This is a genomic window from Paenibacillus monticola, assembly GCF_009664975.1.
Taxonomy (GTDB): domain Bacteria; phylum Bacillota; class Bacilli; order Paenibacillales; family Paenibacillaceae; genus Paenibacillus_AQ; species Paenibacillus_AQ monticola.
This window is the reverse complement of sequence record NZ_WJXB01000002.1, coordinates 595,393-621,348: the sequence shown is the minus strand read 5'-3', so window position 1 is coordinate 621,348 and position 25,956 is coordinate 595,393. Positions and strand designations below refer to the sequence as shown.

The window sequence follows — 25,956 nt, the reverse complement described above, 5'->3', positions numbered from 1 at the left end:
GCTCATTGGAGGGGCTTTTTTTATGCCAAAAATGATTTGATCTATGCGCAGAGTATTAATATTATGCCCACTAGCTTCGGCTGGTGGGCTTTTTGTACATGCTATAGACGATGTGAAATTCATTGGTGATAAAGAAGCACTCTAATGTAATAGAAAGAAATAGTTGTGGTTTACTTGTTTTCATCCCCTAAAACTGATAAATCGTATTGACCAGTAGAAACCCCGGCAGTTGTATTTTTGGAACTTTCTGATGCTCGACAATCAATCCAACCCAGGAAGTCAGTCGCAAGGGCATGTTTCGCAGCTTGATCTGAGGCGGAAGCTGGAAGTGCTAAGGTTGACGGGGGGGTACCAAAGACTTAACATATATGAGGGAACCCACTAAATAAAATCACAGGGAAATTACATAAGTGGGTTTTAACAAAACAAATTTATACTATGTTTCACCTAATTTATATGGTTTGTTATAGAAACTATTTGAGTGTAAAGGAGATCACCAGTACCCATGTATCCGCCGCGATCACGTTCACGACAAAGTAAACATACCAGCAAACGCCGCCGCAGAACGGCATGGATATGGATTAACGCAAGTTTGCTTTTGTTGATAACCGCTGCTTTATCCTATTATTTTATAAGTTCAAACGGTAGTGAAGGGTCTGCCTCACCTCCACAACAAGGTGAGGCCTTGGTATCACCGTCTCCAGATCCAACTCTGGCACCTACGGCTGTTCCGACACCCGAAGCGACAGCAACGCCTGAACCTTCAGTTCCAGTAGAGGCTCCTGAGATTTCACCATCACCGCTAATGGATGGCACCCCTACCGAGGCACTGGAGACGGAACCACCTGCGGCTCCCACGGAAGCACCTGTGTCGGATATAGACAGTTCCCAAGGCTCTGGCGTAGCCTCAGGACTTTCCGAGGAGGATGCCGCCGGGAGTACAGTGACACTTAATTTTGCGGGAGACGCTATTTTTTCCGGTAAAGTGGGTGAACTGCTCGACAAGAAGGGTTACTCGTACTCCTATGCGGGGTTGAATGGATTATTTAAGCAAGACGATCTGACGGTACTCAATTTGGAGACACCGATCACCACGCGCGGAATGGCCGCTAATAAGCAATATGTATTCAAGGGAGCACCGGAAGCGCTGGATGCACTGAAGGCGGCAGGAGTAGACGCCGTGAATCTGGCGAATAACCATACCCTGGATCAGGGTGTGCAGGGTCTTGAAGATACGCTGAGTAATCTTAGCGAAAGGGGAATACCTTATGTTGGCGCTGGTCTAACTAGCAAGGAAGCTTATTCGGCGCAATATTTTGAACGCAATGGTATAAAGATTGCTGTACTTGGCTTTACGCGAGTAATTCCACAGTCGGATTGGATGGCTGGAATGCGCTCACCGGGAGTCGCTTCGGTTTATGATAGTGCAGAAGGGTTGAAGGCGATTGCTCAGGCCAAGAAATCAGCTGACATGGTAGTTGTCGTTGTCCATTGGGGCAAGGAACGGGTTGAACAGTATGATAGTGTTCAGCAATCGCTCGGACGCAGCTTTATTGATGCGGGAGCAGATCTTGTTATTGGAGGTCATCCGCATGTCTTGCAGGGGATTGAACCCTATAAAGGCAAGTGGATAGCCTATAGTACCGGCAATTTTATATTTACGAGATCAACTGTCCCTGCTACTTGGGAGACGGCAATTTTCCAAGCGGAATGCACCAAAAAAGGGCAATGTTCATTACAGCTGAAGCCTATGGATGCTGAACTGGCCCAGTCTGTGCCTATGAATGAAGTCGATGGGCAGCTTTTGCTCAAGAGGTTGGAGTCCCTCTCCGCTGGACTTATTACTATCGGCAGTGATGGTAAGGTCAAGCAAGTGAACAGGTAAGATTCTAACAGAGAATTTTTTGATATATAAGTGTTTCACTCCATAATTTATCCTTATATTTCTCGAAGAAACGGGTGCCGTCCATATAAAGGGACGGCGAAGCCGTTTCATCTTGCTGGAGGCCTAATGATGAACAACATATGTGTAGCCCATCGGGGGTTTTCCGGCAAAGCCCCTGAGAATACTATGGCAGCTATTCGCTTAGCACTTGCTTTGCCTTATGTACGTTGGATGGAGCTTGATGTTCAGCTCACAAGGGATGGTGTCCCCGTTGTCATTCATGATTTCTCATTGGATCGAACGACTAACGGACACGGTAAGGTTAAGAATATGGATTGGGAACTTATGCAGCGCTTGGATGCGGGGAGCTGGAAGGGGCGCGCTTTTCGGGGCGAGAAGATACCCTCACTTGAAGAAGTCCTCTCTTTGGCCTCCGGCAGGCTGCATTTAAACATTGAACTCAAAACATCAGGTAATCTGTACCCGGGTCTTGAGAAAGCTGTTATGGAGCTTGTTTCCTCTAAAGGCATGCGTGATGAGGTTGTGCTGACTTCGTTTGATGCCGGTGCATTGCAAAGAGTTAAAGAACTTGACTCCCGTTTCCGGACGGGGTTGATCTTTGATTCCAGATTGGGTGATCCAACAAGAAAGCTGCAGGAGCTGGATTGCTCCTTTCTGTCGATTAGCTTTGCACGGCTAAATCCGAAACTGGCTAAGCTTCTGGCCGAGCGTGGCGTGAAGATTATGGCCTGGACGGTGGACAAGGCGAAGGAGATGCGTCGCCTTGCGGAGATGCAGTCTGATATAATGATCTGTACGAACCGTCCGGATATATGGGGCGATACGTTCTTGAAGGTTTAAATACTAACGATCGATGGGAAAGAGAGCTGAATGTCTAATGTGTGCTGCTGTTAATAACCTATATTGTGTTGGACGTAATTATAAACAACATGCGGAGGAACTTGGCAATCAAGTGCCAGTGGAACCGCTGATCTTTATGAAGCCCTCTCATGCGGCTGTTTCCCTCGATAAAGCGATTATTGAGCTTCCCAAGGATGCTGGGCAGGTTCATTATGAAGGAGAGCTTGTGCTGCGTATTGCACGGGATTACGTTCTGGGTATAACTGTCGAAGAACTGGTAGATGTGATGGCGCTTGGGCTGGATTTCACGCTGCGGGATGTGCATAATGATCTGCAGAAAAAAGGGCTCCCCTGGACCGCAGCAAAAGGGTTTAAGAATGCTGCCCCGTTGACACCTTACATAGCTTTTCCTGACAAGGAAGAGCTGGAAGGAACAGATTTTACTGTATTGAAGAATGGTGTGGAAGTACAGCGCGGAAATGTGAAGAATATGATTTTTTCACTCCAGAAGATTGTTGATTTTATAGCGGCACGCTATGGACTGGGCAAAGATGATATTATATTTACAGGGACTCCGGCAGGTGTGGGACCAACCGTAACCGGTGACTCGTTCGAGCTGTACTGGGGCGACAAGCTGATGGGCACCTGCCTGATCGGTTAAGAACGGTACTTAGATCAAGCAGGAGTTGAATATATGTTATGGGTCCTCGGCGCCTGTGGCGCCCTGTTTGTTGCCGGAGTGGCTTATTGGAGGCAATCGCTAAGCCTCTCCGGTATGCTTGCTGCAGTAATGATGGGTACTATTTATTTCGGTGCCGGGAATGCTTTTTGGTTCGGTATTTTGTTGGTGTTCTTCATTTCTTCAAGTTTGCTGTCCAAGCTTCGCCATGATAATAAAGCCGAGCTGGAGTTAACGTACGCCAAAACGGGCCGGCGTGATGCCGGACAGGTCTTCGCTAACGGGGGGATCGGCATGCTGCTGGTTCTGCTGAATGCGATTTTCCCTATGGAAATGTGGGGATTTCTGTTCATCGGTGTAATGGCTACCGTGACCTCGGATACATGGGCCACGGAAATTGGCACGCTTAGCAAGAAGTTGCCACGATCTGTTCTGACGGGTAAAGTTCTTCAGGCAGGTGCATCTGGTGCTGTCTCGCTATTGGGTACTCTTGCCGCCGCCGGCGGTGGAGTCCTAATAGGTGCCGCTTCCTGGGTATTACGGGCAGCCTCTGGGATGCAGGACCATTCCTTCTGGCTGCTTACGCTGGCAGGGCTGCTCGGAGGTCTAGCGGGTGCTTTTGCCGACTCTGTCCTTGGTGCAACCGTGCAGCAGATGAACCGTTGTACCATATGCGGCCGTATCGTGGAAGGCGAATCGCATTGCGGTGCCCCTACTGTGCACGCCCGGGGCTGGCGCTGGATGAGCAATGATGCAGTCAATACAATCAGTTCTATTATTGGTGGTGCCATTGCTTTGATGCTTGGCGCACTTTGGGGGTGAACCGATGAGCAACGTATCCAATGACAAACACACGGCAATTCTGGATGCTGCCCATACGCTTTTCGGTTCAAGTGGTTTTTACGAAACGAAGATGTCGGATGTGGCGGAGAAGGCCGGGATTGCCAAGGGTACTGTGTACTTATATTTCAAAAGCAAAGAAGATCTGTTTATGGCGGTAACGCGCCGTGATTGTGAGGGATATCTGCAGCAGTTGGAGAACAAACTTCAGGATCACACTACTTTTACAGATAAGCTATCAGTGATCGCCGAGCATCATATGTTCTATTATTATGAGCGCAAGCAACATACAAAGCTTTTTTTTCTTGCTCCTAACAATAACCCGGAGCTAGTGGCGTATATGGCGCTTTTTATGGAACAATACATGCAGGCGGTTGTAAAAGTGCTGCTGGAAGGCCGGGCATCCGAGCCTGAATTGATGGCACAGTCTTACATTGGTATGCTGGATCGTCTCAAAATGGATATTTTGTTTGACCCTTCTTTTACTGAAGCCGATGCGTTTAAGCGGGCCAAGTTTGCCGCCAGCCTCTTCAGTAAGGGAGCCATGAATAACCTGCATCCTGCAGAGGATGATAAAGAAAATAATATAGCAAACGAGGATATAGAATGAATATTATGACTGTGGAGAATCTTTCCAAAACCTATGGAGAAAAAGTACTGTTCCGCGAAGCTTCATTTGGTATGGAAGACCAGGACAAGATCGGCATTATCGGTGTGAATGGTACGGGAAAATCAACCTTTTTGCGTATTATTGCCGGGTTGGAAACACCAGATTCAGGCAAAGTATCGATTGGGAATAGTATAAGAGTTATGACTTTGGCTCAGAATCCGCCTTATGATCCTGCCAATACGGTGCTGCAGCAGGTTTTTGCTGGTGATGTACCGGAGCTGGTAATGATGCGTGAATATATGGAGACATTAACTCTTTTGGAGAACGACCCAGGGAATTCTAAGCTGGAAGACAAGCTGGTACAGATTGGACATGATATTGGTTCGGCGGATATTTGGCATTTGGAAAGTGAAGCTAAGAGTGTACTTACGAAGCTTGGCATTACTCAATTTGATGCTCTAATGGACACACTCTCCGGGGGTCAACGCAAACGTGTGGCTCTAGCGGCAGCACTGATTACACCTTCAGAGCTGCTTATCCTGGATGAGCCTACTAACCATATTGATACAGAATCCGTATCTTGGTTGGAACAATATCTAAAAAGACGACGCGGCGCATTATTAATGGTCACGCATGATCGTTACTTCTTGGATCGTGTTGCTGGTGTGATGCTTGAACTGGACGGAGGTCGCTTGTTCCGTTATGAAGCGAACTATTCGCGTTTTCTCGAGTTAAAGGCCGATCGTGAGGAACGCGAAGCCTCAGCTGAACAGAAGCGTAAAATGCTGTTGCGTTCGGAGTTGGCTTGGATTCGCCGTGGGCCTAAAGCTCGTTCAACGAAGCAGAAAGCCAGAATTGATCGCTATGAGAAGCTGAAGGACGTTCAGGGGAATGCTTCCGCTGGCGCTCTGGATATTTCCGTGGGCTCAACACGTCTGGGTCGCAAAATAATTGAAATCCTGGGTCTGTCCAAGGCACTCGATGGTCGTCAGCTTATTAAAGATTTAACCTATATTGCAGTACCCCAAGATCGGGTAGGTATTATTGGACCGAATGGTAGCGGCAAATCTACGCTGCTTAATATGATTGCCGGTAAAATTGAACCTGACAGTGGTGAGGTTCAGCTTGGGACTACAGTGAAGCTCGGCTATTTCACGCAAGAGCATCAGGATATGGATGAAAGTCTGCGGGCGATTGAATACGTGAAGGAAGAGGCTGAAGTCATTAAGACTGCCGATGGCAGCTTGATTACGGCAGGCCAGATGATGGAGCGTTTTCTGTTTCCACCCGCCATACAGTGGACGCCGATCTCCAAACTGTCCGGTGGTGAGAAAAGACGTCTTTACCTGCTGCGTGTGCTGATGGGCGCACCCAATGTGTTGCTGCTGGATGAACCGACAAATGATCTGGATATCGGTACATTGGCTGTACTGGAAGACTATCTGGATGAATTCCCTGGTGTTGTCTTCACAGTTTCACATGACCGCTATTTCCTGGACCGTACCATGGATAAACTCATTGCCTTTGAAGACGGGGAGATCCGGCTTCATGTGGGTGATTACACCGAATATGAAGAATGGTTAGCCAAGAATGTCCAAGTCCGCAATTCAACCACTAACAAAAGAGAAATAAGCTCTATCCCTAGCGCACCAGTTGAACCTATAGCCGACGTAGTAACTGCTCAGTCAAGCACGGAGAAACCCAAGTTCACGTTCAAGGAACAGCGTGAATATGAGGGGATCGATAAAGAGATTGAACAGGCAGAGGCACGAATCGTTGAGATTAACTCCAAGATGGAAGCCGCCTTTGCTGACTCTTCTAAGCTGCAGGAGCTTACAGAGAAGCAGCAGCAAGCTGAAGCAGAGCTGGAGCGCCTCATGGAACGCTGGACGTATCTAAGCGAACTGGCGGAGAGAATCGCTGGTAGGGCTTAATCTTTGATGATTAGACTTAATAAAAAACAAGCTGACACCGGTTTATCAGGTGTCAGCTTGTTTTCGTTATTGTTAGTGGATGGCCACCGCAATCATCTGCACTACCGAACGCTCATCGCCGGTCAGCACGACCTCCGCGGCATTCATCTGTGAGGAGCCATCTCCATCGAGGTAAATGCCCTCACGGTCCTCACCTGGAACATTCTGCAGCACGGCTGTACGGAATTCTGCGGCCGTACAGAGTGTTGGCGTGACAATTAACCACAGTTTGTCTGCATTATCATATACCATGCCTGAGCGCATCCGTCTCTCATCGGCATAAGGCAGGTGCTCTAGGGTAGCCGTTGCTTCCCATAGCTCCTCGTGTCCAAGGTTCATACTGATGCCGCCTTGAGCAAAGTAATGGTTACGGTCAGCAACGATTAGTTCATCTCCTGAGGAGACCACCTGCACCGAAAATTTGCGGCTAGTAGCATCCCAGACAAGGGTTCCCCGCGTATACTTGGCATTAAACCACCCTGAACCATAGGCTTTTTTGGCTCCATTCACTGGGTTGTCATTCATAATGGAAATGGATAAGAGATCCTTACCATAAAAAAATCCACCATTAATGCCGTAGGCCGCTACCTGGCGCAGTGGTGTTCCAGCCGTCTTAAGAAGAATGTCATCAGGGTTAAGGGACATCATATGCAGCTGTACCTTTTGCGGAGTTGTGATCTCCATATAGGTATAGGAATGAGGGAGGCCGTCAAAGACCTCCTTCTGTGGCGGTGATGTTAACAGTAGAACAGATCCCACGATCACAATAACCGCCAGCAGCAAGGCTGAAATGACTATCAGCCAGTGCTTGCGTTCCCAAAGCTGCCGCAGCTTGGAAATGGGGCTGCTGGTATCAGTGCTCGCCGACATAAGCGGCCAGCAGCTTGGCAGTATTTATTACCGCTTGCTTATGTGTCCGCTCCATGGAATGTGAGGCATGAACTCCTGGGCCGATTAAGGCAGCACGAATATTGTTTCCCCCTCTAAGTGCGGCAGAAGCATCGGAGCCATACATAGGGTAAATGTCCACAGCATAAGGAATTGCCAACGTATTAGCTAGCTCAACTAAACGACCTGTCATAACATAATCATAAGGTCCCGAAGAGTCCTTTGCACAGATCGAGACATCCGTTTCCTTACAGCTCAGATCATCGCCCATCGCACCCATATCTACCGCGATCATTTCATTTATATCAGCAGGAATCCAGGCTGTCCCATGTCCAACTTCTTCATAATTAGAGATAAGCAGAGAGAGGTTATGCAAAGGCTTCCAGCCCTCGCGTTTCATACTTTCCAGCAGGCCAAGCAATGCCGCAACACTAGCTTTATCATCCAGGTGACGCGATTTAATATAGCCACTCGGCGTAATAACCGCACGGGCATCGAAGGAAATGAAATCACCGACGGAAATGCCAAGCTTAAGTACATCTTCTTTGGACGACACCAGTTCATCGATACGCACTTCCATATTCTCCTCTTGGCGCTTGAAATCACGTGCATCGGGATAGACATGGACGGAAGGATGGCTGGTTAGAATCGTACCTGTATAGGTCTTGCCGCTGCGGGTATGGATAATGCAGTATTCATTCTCAATACTATGCATCGTAAATCCGCCGACGGAGGTTAGGCGTAAGGTGCCGTTTGATTTAACCGAACGAACCATGGCACCAAGGGTGTCCACATGTGCACTGATTCCGATCGTACGGGTTGGATCAAGTCCTGCGACTGATAATATTACCCCACCTTTTTCATTCCAGGTAAGGGGTACGTTCAGCGCAGCTGCTTCCTCAGCCACAAGATGCATCACCTGTGCGGTATAACCGCTGGGACTAGGGGTGTCGAGCAATTTCTTCAGAATGGTAAGAATATAATCTTCATTGGGTTGTATGCTAAGCATGGGTTAGTCCTCCTTGATTCCTTAAAGCTGAGGCGTGCTATCAGCAGTTGGGGTTTCATTATTAATGTTTAGGGTTTCCAGTGAGTTGTTTACATCTTGGAGTTTCGCAAGCTCAGCAGTTAAGACCTTGATTTGCTTCTGCAGCTTGTATTGGCGAAGAATGCCAAAAGAACCGACAATGACGCCGCCGATTAAGGCACAGCCAACAATGATGAGTATAAGCGGAATACTGGCAACATCAAAGCCGAAGTTGACCTCAACAGGATCTACGTTGATGACTGCGAACAGAGCTATCAGCAGTGCAAAGATTAAACCCGCAATAAGTGACCATTGAAATTTCATCGAATTTTCCTCCTCGAGACTGTAGTGACAGTATAAAATCCCCTGCCCATTATGGGCAGGGGATTAGTCTAATAGTAAACTTTCCCACTTATTTGGTCAACTGTTCCATCTGCGAGATAATGCTTTCGAACACACTCATCGCTTCACGAATCGGTGCTGGTGAAGACATATCCACACCGGCCTTTGACAAAATATTAATGGAATAGTCGCTGCCACCGCTCTTCAGGAAGCCAAGATAACGGTCAACCGCAGGCTTGCCTTCCTCAAGAATCTGTTTGGCAAAGCTGGTTGCTGCTGAGAAGCCAGTCGCATATTTGTAAACATAGAAGCTGTTATAGAAATGTGGAATCCGAGCCCATTCCATCTCGATATCTTTATCAACAACCATACCTTCGCCATAATACTTAACGTTGAGGTCGTAATAAGCCTTCGAGAGATCCTGGGCTGTAAGTGCTTCACCGTCTTCAGCACGTTTGTGGATAATTTTCTCGAACTCGGCGAACATCGTTTGCCGGAACACGGTTGTGCGGAACTGGTCGGCATAGTAGGTGAGCAGATACATTTTTTCCTTCGGATCAGTTGACTTATTCAGCAAATAATCCATTAGCAACGCTTCATTTGTCGTAGAAGCAACCTCTGCCAGGAAAATCGTATATTGCGCATCACGATACTTCAGTGTGTTATCCGAGTAGTAAGAATGCAGGGCATGACCCATCTCATGCGCGAGCGTGAACATACTGTTGAGATTATCATTATGGTTCAGCAGTACATAAGGGTGGGTGCCGTAGGCTCCCCAACTGTACGCACCGGTTCGTTTGTTCTCATTCTCGTAGACGTCGATCCAGCTATTGTCATAGCCTTCCTGAAGCACATTCAGATAGTCTTCACCAAGCGGCTTAAGACCTTCCTTCGTAATCTTCTTGGCTTCTTCAAAGGTAATATCCAGCTTATATTCATCTACAAGCGGAGCAAACAGGTCGTACATATGTAGCTCATCCACACCGAGCAGCTTCTGGCGCAATTTCATATACCGGTGCATTAACGGCAGGCTCTCATGAATCGTGTCGATTAGATTGCTATATACCTCTTTAGGAATATTGTCACCATAGAGAGACATTTCCAGAACGGACGGATACTTGCGAACACGTGAGTAGAACACATTTTTGTTCACATTCGCACTAAGTGTGGCGGCGATTGTATTTCTTTGTTTACCATAGGTCTCATAGACTGCTTTAAAAGCGTTCTTGCGAACCTCACGATCCGGGCTTTCCAGAAACTTGATATAACTTCCGTGAGTAAGCTCAACTTCCTTGCCACTCTCATCTTTAATCTTCGGGAATCTTAGATCCGCATTGTTCAGCATGCCGAAGATGTTCTGCGGAGCCTGGGAGATGTTGCCTACCTGGGCGAGCAAGGCTTCCTCTGCTTTGGACAGAACATGAGCTTTCTCACGTTTCATCTCTTTTAAAGTAAAGGTATAGTCGGAAAGATCAGGATCAGCAATGAATTCATCAAGCTTCTCGACAGGCAAGGCAAGAATTTCCGGTGTAACAAAAGAAAGGGCCTCACCGGCTTCCACACTGAGCTGCTTCGCTTTTTGGGAAAGAGCTTGATAGACGGAGTTTGCTGTATCTTCATCCTGGCGCATATGAGCATAAACATACAGAAGCTCCGTTTGCTGTGACAGCTTGTCATCCAGCTTGAAGCATTCCTTAAGCGCATCAGGGGAGTCGAGCTTTCCTTGGAAATCCGCAGCTTTCTTAATAACAGTCTTTACTTCAGCGTATGTTGCATCCCATTCTTTCTGTGAAGCAAACATATCCTCAAGCTTCCAGCGGTTCTCAGCAGGCACTTCACTTCTCTTCAATAATTGTTCCATGGAAATCCTCCTCGAATGATGAGATGAATTAGGTGCATTCTCCCGTTGCAGCACTGCGGATGACCAATCACCAGGCAGTAGACTAAGCGCAAGCAAAAGAGGAAGAGACTTGGTTGTAATGGACATGACGGCCGCCTCCTAGTTCTAGGTCAGCTTAGTATGCCCTGCCAAATCATGATTATTAATCCTTGGGCTGCGTTATGCGGAAGTTATGCTAAAAAGGTATAGATAATTAAGACAAAAGCCAGAAGAATCATTATGACCGCAGTCAGGGCCATGCCCCGCTTCAACTGCTGCGGAACACGGTCCCTTGCCATAATCAGCACTGCGCCCAGACAGAGGACGGAAATTATATAAATCGTGAGGTTCTCACTGTCCATAATGGGCTACACCTGTTTGAAAGCTGTAATAATGTTTTTGTATTCTTCTTCATTATCTTTATAGGACTCTTTGTTGAACCGGTTATTGACCCATTGCATCATAGCTGGACGGCTCATGAAGGTATGAGTCTCTTCGCCCCATTGATCTGATATTTCCCGGAGGATGATATACCGGCCCTGAACTTCTACCGTCATCATATTCCACTTATCTGTTTTGTATATTTCATGTTTTTTTATCATTTTCATTACCACCCTGGCGATTTTTGACTTTTGGCTCAATGATAACGCACGGGAGAAGGGAAAAGCAAATGAAATCAACATATTGAGGGAAAAGTTGGATTGATCCGAAGGATAATTTGGAGTATAATGTAAGCATACGCCATATATGGCGCTATTTTTAGGAGGTTGTTCATTTGAAAGGTACAGTGAAATGGTTTAACGCAGAAAAAGGTTATGGTTTCTTGCAGGTTGATGGCGGCGAGGATGTATTCGTGCACTTTTCAGCAATTCAAGGTGATGGATTTAAGACGCTAGACGAAGGCCAAACCGTAGAATTCGATATTACTGATGGTAATCGTGGACCCCAAGCAGCAAACGTAGTTAAATTATAAGAAACAGCAAGGGCAGTTTAACTGTCAGCTGTAAATATATGTTATGAGGTTGCAATTATTTAGTAACCAATCGATTTAACCAACACACAGTTCTTTCGGGAACTGTGTTTTTTTAATGGCCATAAACAGATATCTATGTGGAATTGTGGCTGATTTCTTCTAGCCTGCTTTGACCTCAGGTGTCATAGAATGATAAACTATAAATAGTGCTTTTTGTATGAAGAATGTAATTTGAAAGTCATATTTGATGGGGAGCGTTTCGTCATGAAGTTTAAATTATTTAAGGATCGTAAAGGCAAGGCCGATCAAGCCAAAAATAATAAATTCGTTAAGCTGGCCCGCGAAATTTATGTGCAGGCACGCAAAGGCGGAATCAATCCGGATGCAAATTTCGGACTCAAGACGGCAATCGCGAGCGCACGTGCGATTAATATGCCGGTCGATAATATCGAACGGGCGATTAAGAAGGCCACGGGTGGCAACGAGGACGTGGACTATGAAGAAATTTACTATGAAGGTTATGGCCCCGGTGGCGTAGCCATTATGGTGAAGTGCCTTACAGATAACCGCAATCGTACGGCCGCTGATGTGCGGTCCATATATAGTAAACGGGGCGGGAACATGGGCGAATCAGGCTGTGTGTCCTATATGTTCGATGAGAAGGGCGTTCTGACCATTGACCGCGAAGTGTATGATAGCTTGGATGAAGATACTGTAATGATGCAGGTGCTGGAAGCCGGAGCGGATGATTTGACTGTATCCGAGGATAGCTTCGAGATTCTGACCCATCCACATGAACTTGAGGCAGTTAAAGTAGAACTGGAAGGCCAGGGATACCATTTTGCAAGTTCAGAGGTACGCTGGATTCCGCAGAATACGATTGCTGTCGAGGGTGAGAATGCAGAGAAACTGCTGAAGATGATGGATGCTTTCGAGGATAATGATGATGTTCAGGATGTATTCAACAATTTTGAGATTAGTGATGAAGAAATGGAACGCATCGGATAACAGCTTGTGCTAGTGTACATATGGCAAAGGCCTTTGCAAACCCTTACGATGGGTAGGCGAAGGCCTTTTATACTATAAGATAGTAGTCTAGCATTTATGATGAAGACTTATCTAAGGGTTTTCTTTTACTTTTGAAATAGCGTACTGGATCGAGGCTAGAGTCGAATAAATATTTTCCCAAGAAGCCGATAAATGCTACAAGAGAGAAGAACACCGCTACTAGATAAAAAGTTGAACGTCCGGCTTCTTCAAAAATAAGCCCGCCAAATGTACCACTGAGCAGTCCAGCTACACTTGACCATACAACAGTGAAGATAGCAAGCCCCGTTGCACGGAGGTGGTCGGGAATGATCCGCGTTATATAACGGACCGCCGTTACATAATACACGCCGAAAGAAACACTATGCATAGCTTGGATGGCGATGATAGAGTCCGGATGATGTGCTACAGACATCAGATAAAAACGAACTGCATACATGAGACTGGCAAAGGCTAGCAACGGGAGTTCTTTGAATTTGTCACCGTATTTACTAAGCAGAAAGAATATAGGAATCTCACTCAATGCTGAAGCGAGCAGCGCCCAGCCAATAACTTGCTCACCTGCGCCCATTTGCTTTAAGCTGATCGTAAGAAAAGCTTCGTTCATTCGATGCCCCAGCGCGAGGACAAAGACACAACCGAAGAACCACAGCACCTCTTTTTGCAGCAGAATTTGCTTAAGGCCATTTCCCTTAGCTGATGTATCGAGAGCTTCGTCCGTGTTTCGGGTATTTTCAGTAGTTCTCTTGACATCCTTTAAGAAAAAGGTCAGAAACAATGCTGCAACAATGATGATAATGCAGACGACCATGCTCCAAGAGGAACCCACAGTTCTCAGTACATATCCGACCGTCAAAGCAAAAAAGGCATAGCCCAGTGAGCCGAACACACGAATTGTAATGAAGTTGCGCCCATGACGCTGAGCAATCTTGATAGCCATAGTATCAGCAAGTGGTAATACAGGGTAATAGAAGAAATAGAAAAAAGAAAGAATAAGCATGACAGAAGAGAAGTCGGTGGCTCTAGCCAGCAGAAGAGAAGTGACTAATTGTCCAGCAAGCAGAATAACCAAAATCTTCTTAATTGTGCCTAGCCGGTCACTAACCATACTCCAGAACAAATTGGACAGGATAGAAATAAGGGGTCCGAGGGAATACAAATACCCCACCTGTGAACTACTGAAGCCTAAATGGGTGTAAAATAAAGGGAAGTAAGATACCACAAGGACACTGGTACCATAAAGAGTAAACATAAAGGAACGCAGCCAATTCTGATCACTGTAACGGCCGCTGGTCCGATCTAAAAGCATGAATTGCACTCCTCCGAATATCAAATACGGCTAGTATAGCATAAAGCGCTGGAATCATGTTTGTTAAAATGTTGTATTTCTGAATGTTTCATAGTTTTGCGAAAGTGATTTTGTTGTTTGTACAAATACGCTGATCATATTATAATAATGATGATTTGGATAAGGAGACAACAATGTGGAGGCACTGTCATTGAGTGAATTTGAGCAAGGCCGTTACCTTAGCCCTCGCGGCCCGATTGGGCTTATGAGCAGGGTCTACAAGTACGTTCTGCCAGAAGTGAGAGAATGTCTCCGTTTCTGGCGCCAAGATGCGGAAGGGATTCCCGATCCTGAACTCCGGAAGCAAGCGCTTGCCAGCCTTGAAACGAAACAGTTTCACTGCGAAGGCGGCGGTATTTATGCCGCCGGCAATTTGTCTATGAGACATATACTTATTCCGCTTATTGTTGCTTATCAAACGATCAGTGATTATTTGGACAACCTATGTGATCGCAGTACTTCGTTAGATCCGGCCGATTTCAGGCTGTTGCATCAATCTATGCTGGATGCCATTGATCCGGCCGCTGAGCCCGTTAATTATTATGCGCTGCGCAGCGAACAGAACGACGGCGGGTATTTGTGCAGGTTAGTCCGCAAATGTCAGGAGATGCTTGCCAAACTGCCGGGTTATTCCGCAGCAGCATTGGAAATTCGTGAACTGGCCGTACTCTATACGGATTTACAGGTTTATAAGCATATCCGGCCAGAACTCAGGGAAACTGCCCTGAAGGAATGGTGGGAGCAGCAGGGTCACCGTGCACCACATTTGCATTGGAATGAATTTGCGGCGGCCACGGGATCTACTCTGGGTGTTTTTATGCTTTTTCTGGCCTCATGTGATCCCAAGCTAAGCCTGAGCGCGTCGGCATCTATTCGAGCCGCGTATTTCCCTAATGTGTGCGGACTGCACATTATGCTGGATTACCTAATTGATCAGGATGAGGACCGGGCTGGTGGTGATCTCAATTTCTGCAATTATTATGACAACACTGATATCATGCTGAATCGGATTGCTTCCATTGTGGAGTGGGCCCGCAAGGATGTCCGGAATCTTCCTGAGACTTCTATGCATCGCATGGTTATTGAGGGATTGCTGGCATTGTATTTATCTGATCCTAAAGTTAGCGAACAGCGGGAGGTTCGCTCCGTATCTAAACGTCTAATGAAAGGAAGTCCGCTTACGAGACTGTTCTTTTTCGTTAACAGCCGTTGGATACGTAAACACATGTACTAAATGCTGTGGAGTGTCATTCGTAAGAAGGAGATGGCTTCACACAATTTTGAGGAGGAACAACAGGATGACTAAAGTTAAAAAAATCGCAGTATTAACCAGTGGGGGAGACTCACAGGGCATGAACGCTGCCGTTCGTGCGGTTGTGCGGAGCGCAATTTTCTTTGGGGTTGAGGTTTACGGGATTCAACGCGGGTATCAAGGCCTGCTGAACCGTGATATTTTCCCTATGGATCTGCGCAGTGTTGGCGATATTATCCAACGGGGTGGCACTATTTTGCAATCCGCACGCTGTTTGGAGTTCCTGAAGCCTGAAGGCCAACAAAAGGGTGCAGATATTCTGAACGAAATGGGTATCGACGGACTTGTGGTTATCGGCGGAGACGGTTCTTACAAAGGGGCCAACAAACTCAGCAAACTGGGCATTAACACGATGGCTTTGCCAGGCACTATTGATAACGATATTTCCTACACGGATTATACGATTGGTTTTGATACAGCAGTAGGTGTTGTTGTTGATGCCATCAACAAGTTGCGTGACACCATGTCTTCGCATGAGCGCTCTTCCATTGTAGAAGTTATGGGACGTCATTGTGGTGATATCGCGCTGCATGCAGGCCTTGCCTCCGGTGCTGAAACCATTTTGGTTCCGGAAATGCCTTATGATCTGAATGAGGTTGCTGACCGTATGCGTGATAATTTTGCCAGAGGCAAACGTCACAGTATCGTAATCGTTGCAGAGGGCGTTGGTAAAGGCGAGGATGTAGCACTGGCATTGAAAGACCGTCATGCTTCTCTGGACGCACGTGTTACTGTTCTTGGACATATTCAGCGTGGGGGGACTCCCACTCCAGCAGACCGCAATTTAGCTAGCCGTCTCGGCGACTTTGCTGTGCGTAGTCTGATCGAAGGTGAGTCAGATAAAGCCTGTGGCATTATTAGAGGAGAATTGACGCTTACAGATATAGATACAGTTGTGAATACGAAAAAAGATTTCGATCTGGAGCTGTACGAATTGGCTTCCCGTCTTTCCCAATAGGTTCTGTATTTATATCGTATTACCAGAGGGTCCTCTTATGTGGTGCCACAATTTAATATGAATTGAAATAAGGGGCTGTCCCATAAGTAGATTTTCTATGACGGGAGACAGTTCTCTTCATCTTAAAACCATAAGAAGCAAGCAAAGCAGCGATTCACCCGTCATTGGGGAATCGCTGCTTTGCTTTTTTGGTCATTTGTTGCTTGCTTCAGGAGATTGTGAGCAAGCGAAAGCCACCCGACCTCAAGCGTCACTTTCTCGATGCCGCGAAGCAGAAATCGCCGGAAGCCCCGGTTGTTCTTCAGTTGTCCAAACACACTCTCCGGTTCTGTCATTCTACGCACGGTCAAGGCGTAACCTTCCTGACTTCGTAGAAATTTCTGATTTTTTTTGATTTTTAGAAGGATTGTAGATACGATTCCCGCTTAAACAGCGGAGAGGACGGAACGATTGTGGAAAAGCGATAGCGTTCGCCTTGGTCTCCGGATTTTCGCCGCTAAGGGGAATAAAAAAAATCTGGAGACCACAGCGATTGGAACAACGGTCCGTTCGCGGAGCGTCCTCACAAGCGCAACGTCTATCTGACTCCAAAAAAAGAGCTGTCCCAAGCAGCCATTTCATGGCTTATGGGACAGCCCCTATTATTTTGCACCGTTGCAGAATACTCGCTGTCCCTTTTTATGTCTGAGGTTGTCCTTCAGCATACTTGGCAGCGTAGCGTCGTTGAACCTTAACTAACCGTGACATGAGCAGTATAGCACCAATAGCTAAACCAGTGATCAAACCGATCCAATAGCCATAAGCTTCTAAATCTGTGTAAGTGGCCAGAAGGTAGCCTGTAGGAAGCCCAACGACCCAATAGGCGGCAAAACAAATGACAAAGGCAGGAACAACATCTTTATAACCTCGGAGTACGCCTTGAGTAGGTGTTGCAATTGCATCGGATATTTGAAAGAAGATGGCATAGATCAGGAAGTGTTGTATTAGCGATACAACTTTAGGGTCATCGGAATATAGACCGGCGACATGATTTCCCGCGAACAAGAGGACCAGTGCCGTTGCCAGCGAAAGTACAGCGGCTAGACCGATGCCCATGATTCCATACTGGCGTGCATCCTTCAGCCTGCCGGACCCTGTCTCGTAGCCGACAAGGATCGTAAGGCTCATACAGATGCTCAGTGGGATCATGTATAAAGTTGAGGCAAAATTGATCGCTGCTTGATGAGCAGCAATCGTCATGGTGTCGAAACGGCTCATCAGAAGCGTAACTGCAGAGAAGACTGCCGTTTCAAAAAAAATCGAAAAACCAATAGGTACCCCAATCTTCAACAGATCCTGGAAGCTTCGCAGCGACATGGAGTAGAACTTGCGGAACAGCTGGAGGCTTACAAAGGGCTGAGATCGGTAAATAAAGAGCAAGGCGATCGCGAATATGACCCAATAGGTTATAGCTGAAGCGACACCTGCGCCTACACCACCCAAGCGAGGAAACCCAAAGTGCCCGTAAATTAGCAGGTAGTTTAGTCCCACATTAACTGGAAGCGCTATGAGGGTAATGAACATAGAAACGCGCGTTTGCCCTAGAGCATCGATGCAGCTACGCAGAACAGTATAGCCGAACAATGGGATAACCCCGAAGGAGATGGCCCCTAGGAAACGAAAGGCGATATCCCTTACAGCAACCTCCAAATTCATGAAATCCAGGATGGGAGAAAGGACGATGAAGCCGATCAGGAGAACAAGTATGGAAATGATCAGCGACAGCCATAAGCCTTGCATAACCTGATACGCAACCTCTTTTTCCTTTCTGCTGCCCATCAGATGGGAGACAATGGGTGTGATGCCTATTAGAATTCCACTTAAGCCTGTCTGGATAGGAATCCAAAGGCTGGTTCCGATGGCAACTCCCGCCAGATCGGCTGTGCCGAATTTTCCAGACATATTTGTATCAAAGAAGGTAATGGCGGATAACGCAATTTGAGAGACAAGAATCGGAAATAAAATATGCATTAATTGGATTGCTTTTTGCTTTAGTGATGTAGTCTGTATCATGGTTTGTGCCTCGTTATCTATTTTTTTCGCTTGCTGTGTTCTTATCGCGTGATATGTCCTCAGAGAAAAACCCGGCAAACGCCGGGTCTCGAATATAAGTATGTCATGCTCTAGATATTAGGATAAGGGCTGTAATCATTATTTTTCGTAGTCGACACCAGAGGTATAACGGTTATTGGCATTCCAGAGTAGATATTCTTCCACGTTTTCGTCCTTCAAAGCACGAATCTGATCTTCAACCTGCTGCTTGCCGTATTTAACATAATGACCGCTTCCTAGCCAACTAGCTGTGAAATCTTGAATCCAAGGTCGTATAATCGGTTTATAGCTGCCCAGCGGGTCAAGCTTTTTATGTGTATCCACCATGGAGCCTTTAATGGTAGCATAAGGATTTTTATCCGGATCTTTAACATCAAACCACCCGGTTGAATAATGGCTTGGATATATCATTGGGCTAATAACATCTACATTTTTGGATATTTTCACAAAATCCTGACCAATGCCTTCTGCGGCAGGAACGGAGGCAGCATAACCGAAAATATCAACGGATACACGAACGCCGAGTGGCTCCAGCTCTGCTTGAGCATATTTTACAAAATCAGCAATGATCTCTACACGAGGTCTATTGCTTTTGGTGTACTTAAGCGAATCGGCACGTTTCTCAAAGCCCTCAGGAAAGCGAACATAATCGAACTGGATTTCCTTGAAGCCAAGCTTAGCTGCTTCCTTGGCAATATCTACGTTATATTTCCATACATCTTCATTATAAGGGTTAACGAAGCTGTCGCCGCCTTTATTGGTCCATACGGAGCCATCAGCATTCACAAATGACAAACCAGGTTTTTTCTTGGCTAGTATTGAGTCCTTAAAAACAACGATTCGGGCAATCGGGTAAACATCATGTTTCTTCAACCGCTCCATTAGCTTATTAATATCACCAATGAATGACTGCGGATGGCCTAATTGCTGAAGTTCTACATTATCCGTCTTGTAAGTGATATAACCGGTGTCATCCTTAATGTCGATAACCATCGAATTGAGTTCGGTTTTATCAAGCAGAGCGAGTAGCTGCTCCATTCGTGAACCACCAGCGCTATATGCAGTTACATAGATCCCTTTAACCTTCGGTGCATCAGGCTGTGGATCTTTGTATATCGCGTTCGCTGTTGAAGTGGGTGATGAAATTTCGCCTGTAGCGTTCTGTGAAGGTGTTACTGCGTCAGGATTGCTGCTGTGTTGTGCGACGATGGGGGGATTCATGGCAGTCCTCAATGCGATTGCCACATCGGCGTCATGCTGGTTGTTTTGCACGCCTACGCTTCCCAGGGCCATCATCATTAGAGCCCAGGTGATATTCATTTGTATTCTCTCCCTTTATGTACATTCTCATAAATTATAAAGGAACGGATGCATTCAAAGTGAACAGACTTGTAACAATCTTGTTGCAACTTGTTAGCTAAAAAACCGCTCTTGTTGTATATAAACGGAATGTACGTTTACAAAACGCGTGATAATAAAGTAAATGCCGCTTGGATTCGGCAAAAGCCAAACCCAAAGCGGCAACTATAAGACTAGCTCTTGCAGCTCACTTCATTGAAGATACGCAGAATTCTGATGTTCACAAATGCTGTAATGGATGATATCCATGGCATCTGCCGGTTCCAGAATACTTAGCCCGTCACGCAGAACAATTACTGAATTTAATTCGTTCTGCTTGAGAAACGGCATCATATCAGGATACCACCTCATGACGATTGCTGACAGTTTTACCGTTTCCATTTCCACAAAAATCACCCTTTCCTTTTTCGAATGGTGCTGAATTGAAATTCAGGATTCATTGGAAAGCGAAGTGCCTTGGAAAAAAGAGGGGTAAAGCTTAATCTTTATGAAATTTTATTAGGGTCTGCGCTAGTCTAATATATCATAATTTCAAGGTGTACGCATTTTTTCTGGTTCATCTTTTACGGAAAGAACCCATTACACCAACGGTTTCAACGATATTTACAAATGCTTGTGGATCTGTTGTTTTGATAATTCGTTGTAGCTCGACGAGCTCATAGCGGGTTGTTACTGTCATTAGCATGTCCTTTTCGACGTGAGAATAAGCGCCTTCTGTTTTAATCTTTGTGACACCGCGCTGCAGGCCGAACAGTTGCTGAAGCAGTTCGTCCGTACGGTTTGTTACTATATATACAGTAACCTTGATATGACTGATATGGATCATATCGACAACTTTTCCGCTTACATAGATGGATGCCATCGATGCAAGAGCTAAATTCCAATTGTTATCAAAATAGGCGGCGGCCAGAATTACCAGCGCGTTCAAGGAGACAAGGACACTTCCGACCGGAAAGTCGCGGTAACGAGTAATAATGGAGCCAACAATATCAAAACCGCCAGAAGATCCACCGACCCTAAAGGATATCCCACTGCCTACACCGACAAGCACTCCACCAAATACAGAGGCAAGCAGCATATCAGAAGTAATGTTTTGAACAGGGATCAACGTCATTAACCAGGTCGTAGCTCCAACGGACAAAATACTGAGGATAATAAATCTCCGTCCCAGTTGGAACCAGCCTGCAACAAGTAATGGAATGTTGAACAGTAGATATAAAAGGCTTATGTTTAGCGGTGTGAAATAACCCACTAACATGGATAGTCCGGAAACCCCTCCGCTTAGTAAGCGGTGAGGGATCAAAAATAGGTTAAAGCCGCTGGCAATCAACGCTGAACCCAATACGATGGCCAGATAATTCCAAAATTTTCTTAACAAGCAAATTCACCTCTGATGTGTTTTGTAAAAAATGAAAGAAAGGAATACACTGGTATTCCTCTTTAGGTTTGTGATATAATGTATAGGATATTCTTGAGTAGGACGTTACAATGGTATTTTGCATTGCATCGGATGTGAAGCTACAGTTATTCAGGTGCGTTTGAGTGGCCTGATAATAGGACGGCTTTTCGTCCCAAATACGCGCTAAACCATGCAGAGAATCCGAAATAATTGGACAGCCTATAAATGTGTTTACCGCTACTTAAGAATACAGACAAGCATGTGGAATGTCCACTGTATAAAAGGAGCACGAATAATTTGAAAACATTCGCAGAATTCGGCCTACAGCCTAAAGTGCTGCAAGCTATCTTGGAGTTAGGATTTGAGGAAGCAACACCGATTCAGGAACAGGCTTTACCACTTGCATTGGCCGGAACGGATCTAATTGGTCAAGCGCAGACTGGTACAGGTAAGACTGCTGCATTCGGTATTCCCCTAATCTCCAAAATTGACCGGGAAGATGAAAAAATCCGGGCCCTTATTATGACACCAACACGGGAATTGGCTATTCAAGTAGCTGAAGAAATTGGCAAACTGGCACGCTTTAAAGGTTTGCGTTCGCTCGCAATTTATGGCGGACAGGATATCAGCCGCCAAATTCGCGGACTGAAGAAGAAACCGCAAATCATAATCGGTACTCCGGGACGTCTCTTGGATCACATCAATCGTAAAACGATTCGTCTTGACGATGTTCAAACGGTTGTATTGGATGAAGCGGACGAAATGTTGGATATGGGCTTTATGGAAGACATCACGTCAATCCTGAAGCTTGTTCCAGTTGAACGCCAAACTATGCTTTTCTCGGCAACAATGCCATCGAACATTCAACGCCTCGCTCAACAGTTCTTGAATAACCCTCAGCATGTATCCGTGATTCCGAAGCAGATTAGTGCTCCTTTGATTGATCAACACTATGTTGAAGTGCCTGAGCGTCAGAAGTTTGAAGCACTTAGCCGTTTGATTGACATGGAGTCTCCTGATCTGGCAATTGTATTTGGACGTACGAAACGTCGTGTAGATGAGCTTGCAGAAGCCTTACAAAAACGCGGATATTCCGCTGATGGTCTGCATGGTGACTTGTCACAGAATCAACGTGACGCCGTTATGCGCAAATTCCGCGATGGTAGCATAGATGTGCTTGTAGCTACTGATGTAGCAGCACGCGGTCTGGACGTTTCAGGAGTAACACACGTAATTAACTTTGACCTTCCACAAGATCCAGAAAGCTATGTACACCGTATCGGTCGTACAGGACGCGCTGGTAAAGAAGGAACTGCATGGTCTTTCGTGACTCCGCGTGAAATGGATCATATGCACTTAATCGAACGTGTTACACGTTCTAAGATTACCCGCAAACCTTTGCCAACCATGGCTGAGGCTATCGAAGGCAAACAACGCATCACTGCTGAGCGTGTGCTTGGTATGGTTGAGAGCGATGAGTTAAATGAATACAAAGGTATGGCAATCCAATTGCTGGAGCAATACGATTCCGTACAATTGCTGTCCGCAGCAATGAAGCTTTTGACTGGCGATAAGAAGGATTCCGAGATCGAACTGACTCCGGAAGATCCGATTCGCGCTAAACGTCGTGGTGCCAAGAATGACATTCGCAGCGGTCGTAAACCAAGCGGTAGCTATGGTGGCAACCGTGGCGGAACTGGTGGTTCTGGTACTGGCGGCAGCGGTGGCGGTGGATATCGCGGTAATCGTGATAGCAGCACTGGTGGCGGCAGTCGTGGTGGATACAGCAGTGGAAGCGGCGGCAGCAACTACGGTAGCGGCAGCGGTGGATATGGCGGCGGCTATAAAGGCAATCGCGATGCTGGTGGAGCGAGCCGTGATGCTGGAGCAAGTCGTAGTAGTGCAGACCGTAAACCTGCAGCACGTCCAAGCAGCAGTGCAACTGCACGCCCTGCTAAACGTGAAGATTCATCTTACGATTTGTAGGAGATTTCTCTATATATCCAATAAGACGAGATGCCGCCTGGCGGTTCTCGTCTTATTTTTTGATACATAATTAGATGGATGAACGGGTAATGATAACGAGCAGTTAATTTACAATCCTAATATATGGACAAATTACTCTTGCGTATAGACCATTACCCAGAAATCAAAACATGGGCTCTAGAAAAGCGCCTATCAAATAAGGAACAAATACCTGATAACAAAAAGACCCTGCTCGTATGAGTCGTATGAGTAAGGTCTTTTTGTGTTGTGGATAGTTTGTAGCAAAGATCACAGCGCTGGGAAATTAGTTAGGCAGAAGAAGGACCGTCACAGCAACGGTCCCATTATTGCAATGGTGAATGCAGGCGGATTGTTCAGGCGGTAAAACTTATAGAAGAATTTATCAGTTCAGAACTTACGCCTAAAGCTCGAACAGCCCCTTCTCGAACGGTTTCAATTAAATACATAGAACGAGGAAATATTACGAAGTTAAAAATCAAAAAATCAAAAAGGCTAATAATAAAACTGCATAAGGAGCGCTATCTGTTGAGCATTGAGCACTACATACAAAGTCCTGAAGAGCGACAAGGACCTCTTTGCAGCATCCTTTGCCCAGGTAAGAGTACACGTGGTTCAAATTACAGAGGATGGCTTAGATAGCATTTATAGATTATGGTGGACCGATCCAGAAGTACAATGCAGATACGGTGAATATCGCTGATACATATTATATACGTCAGACTTTTGAATTCAGAGTACATCTCACGAAGACTAAAAAATAACAATATCCCTCGTCAACCTTAAGTGGTCGCTGGAGGCTTTTTTATTATGCAGTTAGTTTGTCCAAACAGTCTCTAGAAGATCACATATATTATAGCATGCCTTCCGGAAGGTAATAATATAATAGGGAGTGATCAACATGGCTATACAATTTCTAGATTCTAGAGTCTCTGAGTTTAGTTCTATTAGTACCGGTACCACTGTACTTCCAACAACTCCAACCCTGCTTTTAGGCGATATCGGTTTACAAGTCGCGGATGTATTAGCAACTCCAAATGCTGCGGATGTTCGCATTGAACTATGGGGAACGATCGGTGTTGCTGGAGATGTCGGAAATACGGTTACGATTACAGTTGAAAGAGGGGGTATAGGAGTAAGTGGTACAGGTGTCTTAATCTATACTGCAGTTGTAGATTTGTTTACAGGAAATAATCTGCTTTCATTTCATGCCGCAGATTTTCATCCAGCTGTTCCTGGTTCAGGTGAAATACGATACTCTATGTACGCTGCTGACACTACTGGTGAGGGACCAGATATCACAATTACTGGACCTGTTGCTTTTAGTGGTGTTGCACAAGCTGGCGCTTTTTAAGATTATATTAAAGCATTGGACAACCGATAAAATATGAAGAGGAGCCTCAGGAATAACTGAAGCTCCTTTATTTTACATTGCATAAGGAACGAATGTTCGCATATATTACAAACAAACGTTCCTATACTTGGAGGCGGTCAAAATCAAAATGAGTATCGGCCAAACCATTGAAATTATATACCAGGACAAAGCCGGGAAGATCACTCAGCGGAAGATTGTGATCGTGGGCATCCGTGATGACCATATCCGGGCGACCTGTTTGACCACTGGAGCACCGCGAGTGTTTTTGGTTTCGAGTATCCTGACATGGCAACAGGAGCCACAGAAACGCCATGCTTAAAGATCGCGTTATCCTGCTGTCTGATTGTCAGTCGAGCACGCATCCTCGTTGCTCGAATCTGGAATTGCCCTGGAACGGGCCGAACAGATTGGAGGACACTATAAATGAGTAAATTAAATGGAAACGAAAGATGGAAAACAAAAATGATTATGACAGAACATGTTGAGCAATACGAGGAACAGCAACGTGATAACGAAGATAAACTGTTAACTATTGACGAGCGCACAATGGTTCGTGACATCATTTTGCTGCCTTACATAGATACCATGGTTAGCAAGAGCCTGAAGGAGATCGAGCACTCCAATAACATCCTGAAACGCGCCTATTTGATGGCCGGTCAAGCCATCCAGCGCAGTATCATGCAAGATACCTATCAGTTACAAAAAGAGCTGAAGCAGCGGAATATCAGGGTGCTGGCGGATGAACAAGAGGATTTTTTGGTGTATCATAAAATCTTTTGCAGAGGATACCAGGAGCGGTTTGGGATGACGCGTGATGTGATGCGTACAGAGATAAGCTTAAGGTTGACTAAGTATTCTGCCGACCTTGGGGCTCAATTAAAAGATCAACTTAAATAAATGAAACCCCGTCAATTATACTGGTGGGGTTGTTTTGTCTTTGGAGAATGCTCGTTGCTGTTGAGATTTTTTCATGATGGAGAATCAATCCTGGTTAGTAAGTTAGATGAAGGATCATGAATGGCAGATTGATCTGCAGCAGAAGTAAGAGGACTAAGGTTGACGGGGAGGGTACTAAAGATCTAACATATTAGATGAAGAAAGACGAG

At 45.8% G+C, this 25,956-nt stretch carries 25 protein-coding genes and 1 pseudogene; 14 read left to right on the top strand and 12 right to left on the bottom strand.

Annotated elements, in window-relative coordinates; genetic code table 11:
* Nucleotides 1–505 precede the first annotated feature (505 nt).
* The 6 genes from GJB61_RS07345 to GJB61_RS07320 all read left to right on the top strand — a co-directional run bounded on the left by GJB61_RS07345 (nt 506) and on the right by GJB61_RS07320 (nt 6,809).
* Entirely contained in the window at nt 506–1,885 is a 1,380-nt protein-coding gene (locus GJB61_RS07345) for a CapA family protein (RefSeq protein WP_154117823.1), read from the top strand.
* Between the two features lie 129 nt (nt 1,886–2,014).
* Nucleotides 2,015–2,746 (top strand): glycerophosphodiester phosphodiesterase, encoded by a 732-nt coding sequence (locus tag GJB61_RS07340; protein ID WP_154118169.1) that lies wholly within the window; start codon nt 2,015–2,017, stop codon nt 2,744–2,746.
* 37 nt (nt 2,747–2,783) lie between these two features.
* A complete protein-coding gene (locus tag GJB61_RS07335; RefSeq protein WP_154117822.1) occupies nt 2,784–3,407 on the top strand; it encodes a fumarylacetoacetate hydrolase family protein in 624 nt (207 codons plus the stop codon).
* Nucleotides 3,408–3,440: 33 nt separating this feature from the next.
* On the top strand, nt 3,441–4,247 hold the full coding sequence (locus GJB61_RS07330) for a DUF92 domain-containing protein (RefSeq protein WP_154117821.1): 807 nt from the start codon (nt 3,441–3,443) through the stop codon (nt 4,245–4,247).
* A gap of 4 nt (nt 4,248–4,251) precedes the next feature.
* Entirely contained in the window at nt 4,252–4,875 is a 624-nt protein-coding gene (locus GJB61_RS07325) for a TetR/AcrR family transcriptional regulator (RefSeq protein ID WP_154117820.1), read from the top strand.
* The gene (locus GJB61_RS07320; protein WP_154117818.1) at nt 4,872–6,809 is read left to right on the top strand and encodes an ABC-F family ATP-binding cassette domain-containing protein; all 1,938 of its coding nucleotides are present in this window, start codon (nt 4,872–4,874) and stop codon (nt 6,807–6,809) included. The genes GJB61_RS07325 and GJB61_RS07320 overlap by 4 nt, the downstream gene beginning before the upstream one ends.
* A 72-nt stretch (nt 6,810–6,881) precedes the next feature.
* On the opposite strand, the gene GJB61_RS07315 is transcribed toward GJB61_RS07320, so the two are convergent.
* The 6 genes from GJB61_RS07315 to GJB61_RS07295 form a co-directional block, all read right to left on the bottom strand.
* A complete protein-coding gene (locus tag GJB61_RS07315) occupies nt 6,882–7,718 on the bottom strand; it encodes a hypothetical protein (protein ID WP_154117816.1) in 837 nt (278 codons plus the stop codon).
* The gene (locus tag GJB61_RS07310; protein ID WP_154117814.1) at nt 7,702–8,745 is read right to left on the bottom strand and encodes a M42 family metallopeptidase; all 1,044 of its coding nucleotides are present in this window, start codon (nt 8,743–8,745) and stop codon (nt 7,702–7,704) included. The genes GJB61_RS07315 and GJB61_RS07310 overlap by 17 nt, the downstream gene beginning before the upstream one ends.
* A gap of 21 nt (nt 8,746–8,766) precedes the next feature.
* The gene (locus GJB61_RS07305) at nt 8,767–9,087 is read right to left on the bottom strand and encodes a LapA family protein (RefSeq protein ID WP_154117811.1); all 321 of its coding nucleotides are present in this window, start codon (nt 9,085–9,087) and stop codon (nt 8,767–8,769) included.
* Between the two features lie 88 nt (nt 9,088–9,175).
* Nucleotides 9,176–10,966: an oligoendopeptidase F gene (gene pepF, locus GJB61_RS07300; protein ID WP_154118168.1), complete on the bottom strand. Its 1,791-nt coding sequence runs from the start codon at nt 10,964–10,966 to the stop codon at nt 9,176–9,178.
* A 209-nt stretch (nt 10,967–11,175) separates the two neighbouring features.
* Nucleotides 11,176–11,346: a hypothetical protein gene (locus tag GJB61_RS31135; protein WP_195724263.1), complete on the bottom strand. Its 171-nt coding sequence runs from the start codon at nt 11,344–11,346 to the stop codon at nt 11,176–11,178.
* 6 nt (nt 11,347–11,352) lie between these two features.
* Nucleotides 11,353–11,586: a hypothetical protein gene (locus tag GJB61_RS07295; protein ID WP_154117809.1), complete on the bottom strand. Its 234-nt coding sequence runs from the start codon at nt 11,584–11,586 to the stop codon at nt 11,353–11,355.
* Between the two features lie 173 nt (nt 11,587–11,759).
* On the opposite strand from GJB61_RS07295, the gene GJB61_RS07290 reads away from it, so the two are divergent.
* Both GJB61_RS07290 and GJB61_RS07285 read left to right on the top strand, forming a co-directional pair.
* On the top strand, nt 11,760–11,957 hold the full coding sequence (locus tag GJB61_RS07290) for a cold shock domain-containing protein (protein WP_154117807.1): 198 nt from the start codon (nt 11,760–11,762) through the stop codon (nt 11,955–11,957).
* Between the two features lie 264 nt (nt 11,958–12,221).
* Entirely contained in the window at nt 12,222–12,965 is a 744-nt protein-coding gene (locus GJB61_RS07285; RefSeq protein WP_154117805.1) for a YebC/PmpR family DNA-binding transcriptional regulator, read from the top strand.
* Between the two features lie 94 nt (nt 12,966–13,059).
* Here GJB61_RS07285 and GJB61_RS07280 read toward each other — a convergent pair whose 3' ends face one another.
* The gene (locus GJB61_RS07280; RefSeq protein ID WP_154117803.1) at nt 13,060–14,313 is read right to left on the bottom strand and encodes an MFS transporter; all 1,254 of its coding nucleotides are present in this window, start codon (nt 14,311–14,313) and stop codon (nt 13,060–13,062) included.
* 190 nt (nt 14,314–14,503) lie between these two features.
* Here GJB61_RS07280 and GJB61_RS07275 point away from each other — a divergent pair, with 190 nt between their 5' ends.
* Complete coding sequence (locus GJB61_RS07275; protein ID WP_195724262.1) at nt 14,504–15,586, top strand: tetraprenyl-beta-curcumene synthase family protein; 1,083 nt, start codon at nt 14,504–14,506, stop codon at nt 15,584–15,586.
* A gap of 64 nt (nt 15,587–15,650) precedes the next feature.
* A complete protein-coding gene (pfkA, locus tag GJB61_RS07270; protein ID WP_154117801.1) occupies nt 15,651–16,622 on the top strand; it encodes a 6-phosphofructokinase in 972 nt (323 codons plus the stop codon).
* A gap of 161 nt (nt 16,623–16,783) precedes the next feature.
* Here the strand turns inward: pfkA and GJB61_RS07265 are convergent.
* The 5 genes and pseudogenes from GJB61_RS07265 to GJB61_RS07245 form a co-directional block, all read right to left on the bottom strand.
* Nucleotides 16,784–16,999, bottom strand: a pseudogene (locus GJB61_RS07265) (transposase); the annotation flags it as partial.
* Between the two features lie 301 nt (nt 17,000–17,300).
* Entirely contained in the window at nt 17,301–18,674 is a 1,374-nt protein-coding gene (locus GJB61_RS07260; RefSeq protein ID WP_154117800.1) for an MATE family efflux transporter, read from the bottom strand.
* Nucleotides 18,675–18,812: 138 nt separating this feature from the next.
* Entirely contained in the window at nt 18,813–20,033 is a 1,221-nt protein-coding gene (locus GJB61_RS07255) for a putative glycoside hydrolase (RefSeq protein ID WP_154117798.1), read from the bottom strand.
* A 231-nt stretch (nt 20,034–20,264) separates the two neighbouring features.
* Nucleotides 20,265–20,453, bottom strand: a complete 189-nt coding sequence (locus GJB61_RS07250) for a hypothetical protein (RefSeq protein WP_036658735.1) — start codon at nt 20,451–20,453, stop codon at nt 20,265–20,267.
* Between the two features lie 175 nt (nt 20,454–20,628).
* Nucleotides 20,629–21,450, bottom strand: a complete 822-nt coding sequence (locus GJB61_RS07245) for a YitT family protein (protein WP_154117796.1) — start codon at nt 21,448–21,450, stop codon at nt 20,629–20,631.
* Between the two features lie 318 nt (nt 21,451–21,768).
* Between GJB61_RS07245 and cshA the strand changes: the two genes are divergently transcribed.
* The 4 genes from cshA to GJB61_RS07225 all read left to right on the top strand — a co-directional run bounded on the left by cshA (nt 21,769) and on the right by GJB61_RS07225 (nt 25,747).
* Nucleotides 21,769–23,457: a degradosome RNA helicase CshA gene (gene cshA / locus GJB61_RS07240; RefSeq protein ID WP_154117794.1), complete on the top strand. Its 1,689-nt coding sequence runs from the start codon at nt 21,769–21,771 to the stop codon at nt 23,455–23,457.
* A gap of 919 nt (nt 23,458–24,376) precedes the next feature.
* Entirely contained in the window at nt 24,377–24,829 is a 453-nt protein-coding gene (locus GJB61_RS07235; RefSeq protein ID WP_154117792.1) for a hypothetical protein, read from the top strand.
* Between the two features lie 148 nt (nt 24,830–24,977).
* Nucleotides 24,978–25,169 carry a hypothetical protein gene (locus GJB61_RS07230; RefSeq protein WP_154117790.1) on the top strand — a complete coding sequence of 64 codons (192 nt, stop codon included), beginning with the start codon at nt 24,978–24,980 and terminating at the stop codon, nt 25,167–25,169.
* Nucleotides 25,170–25,273: 104 nt separating this feature from the next.
* Complete coding sequence (locus GJB61_RS07225; RefSeq protein WP_154117788.1) at nt 25,274–25,747, top strand: YhjD family protein; 474 nt, start codon at nt 25,274–25,276, stop codon at nt 25,745–25,747.
* Nucleotides 25,748–25,956 lie beyond the last annotated feature (209 nt).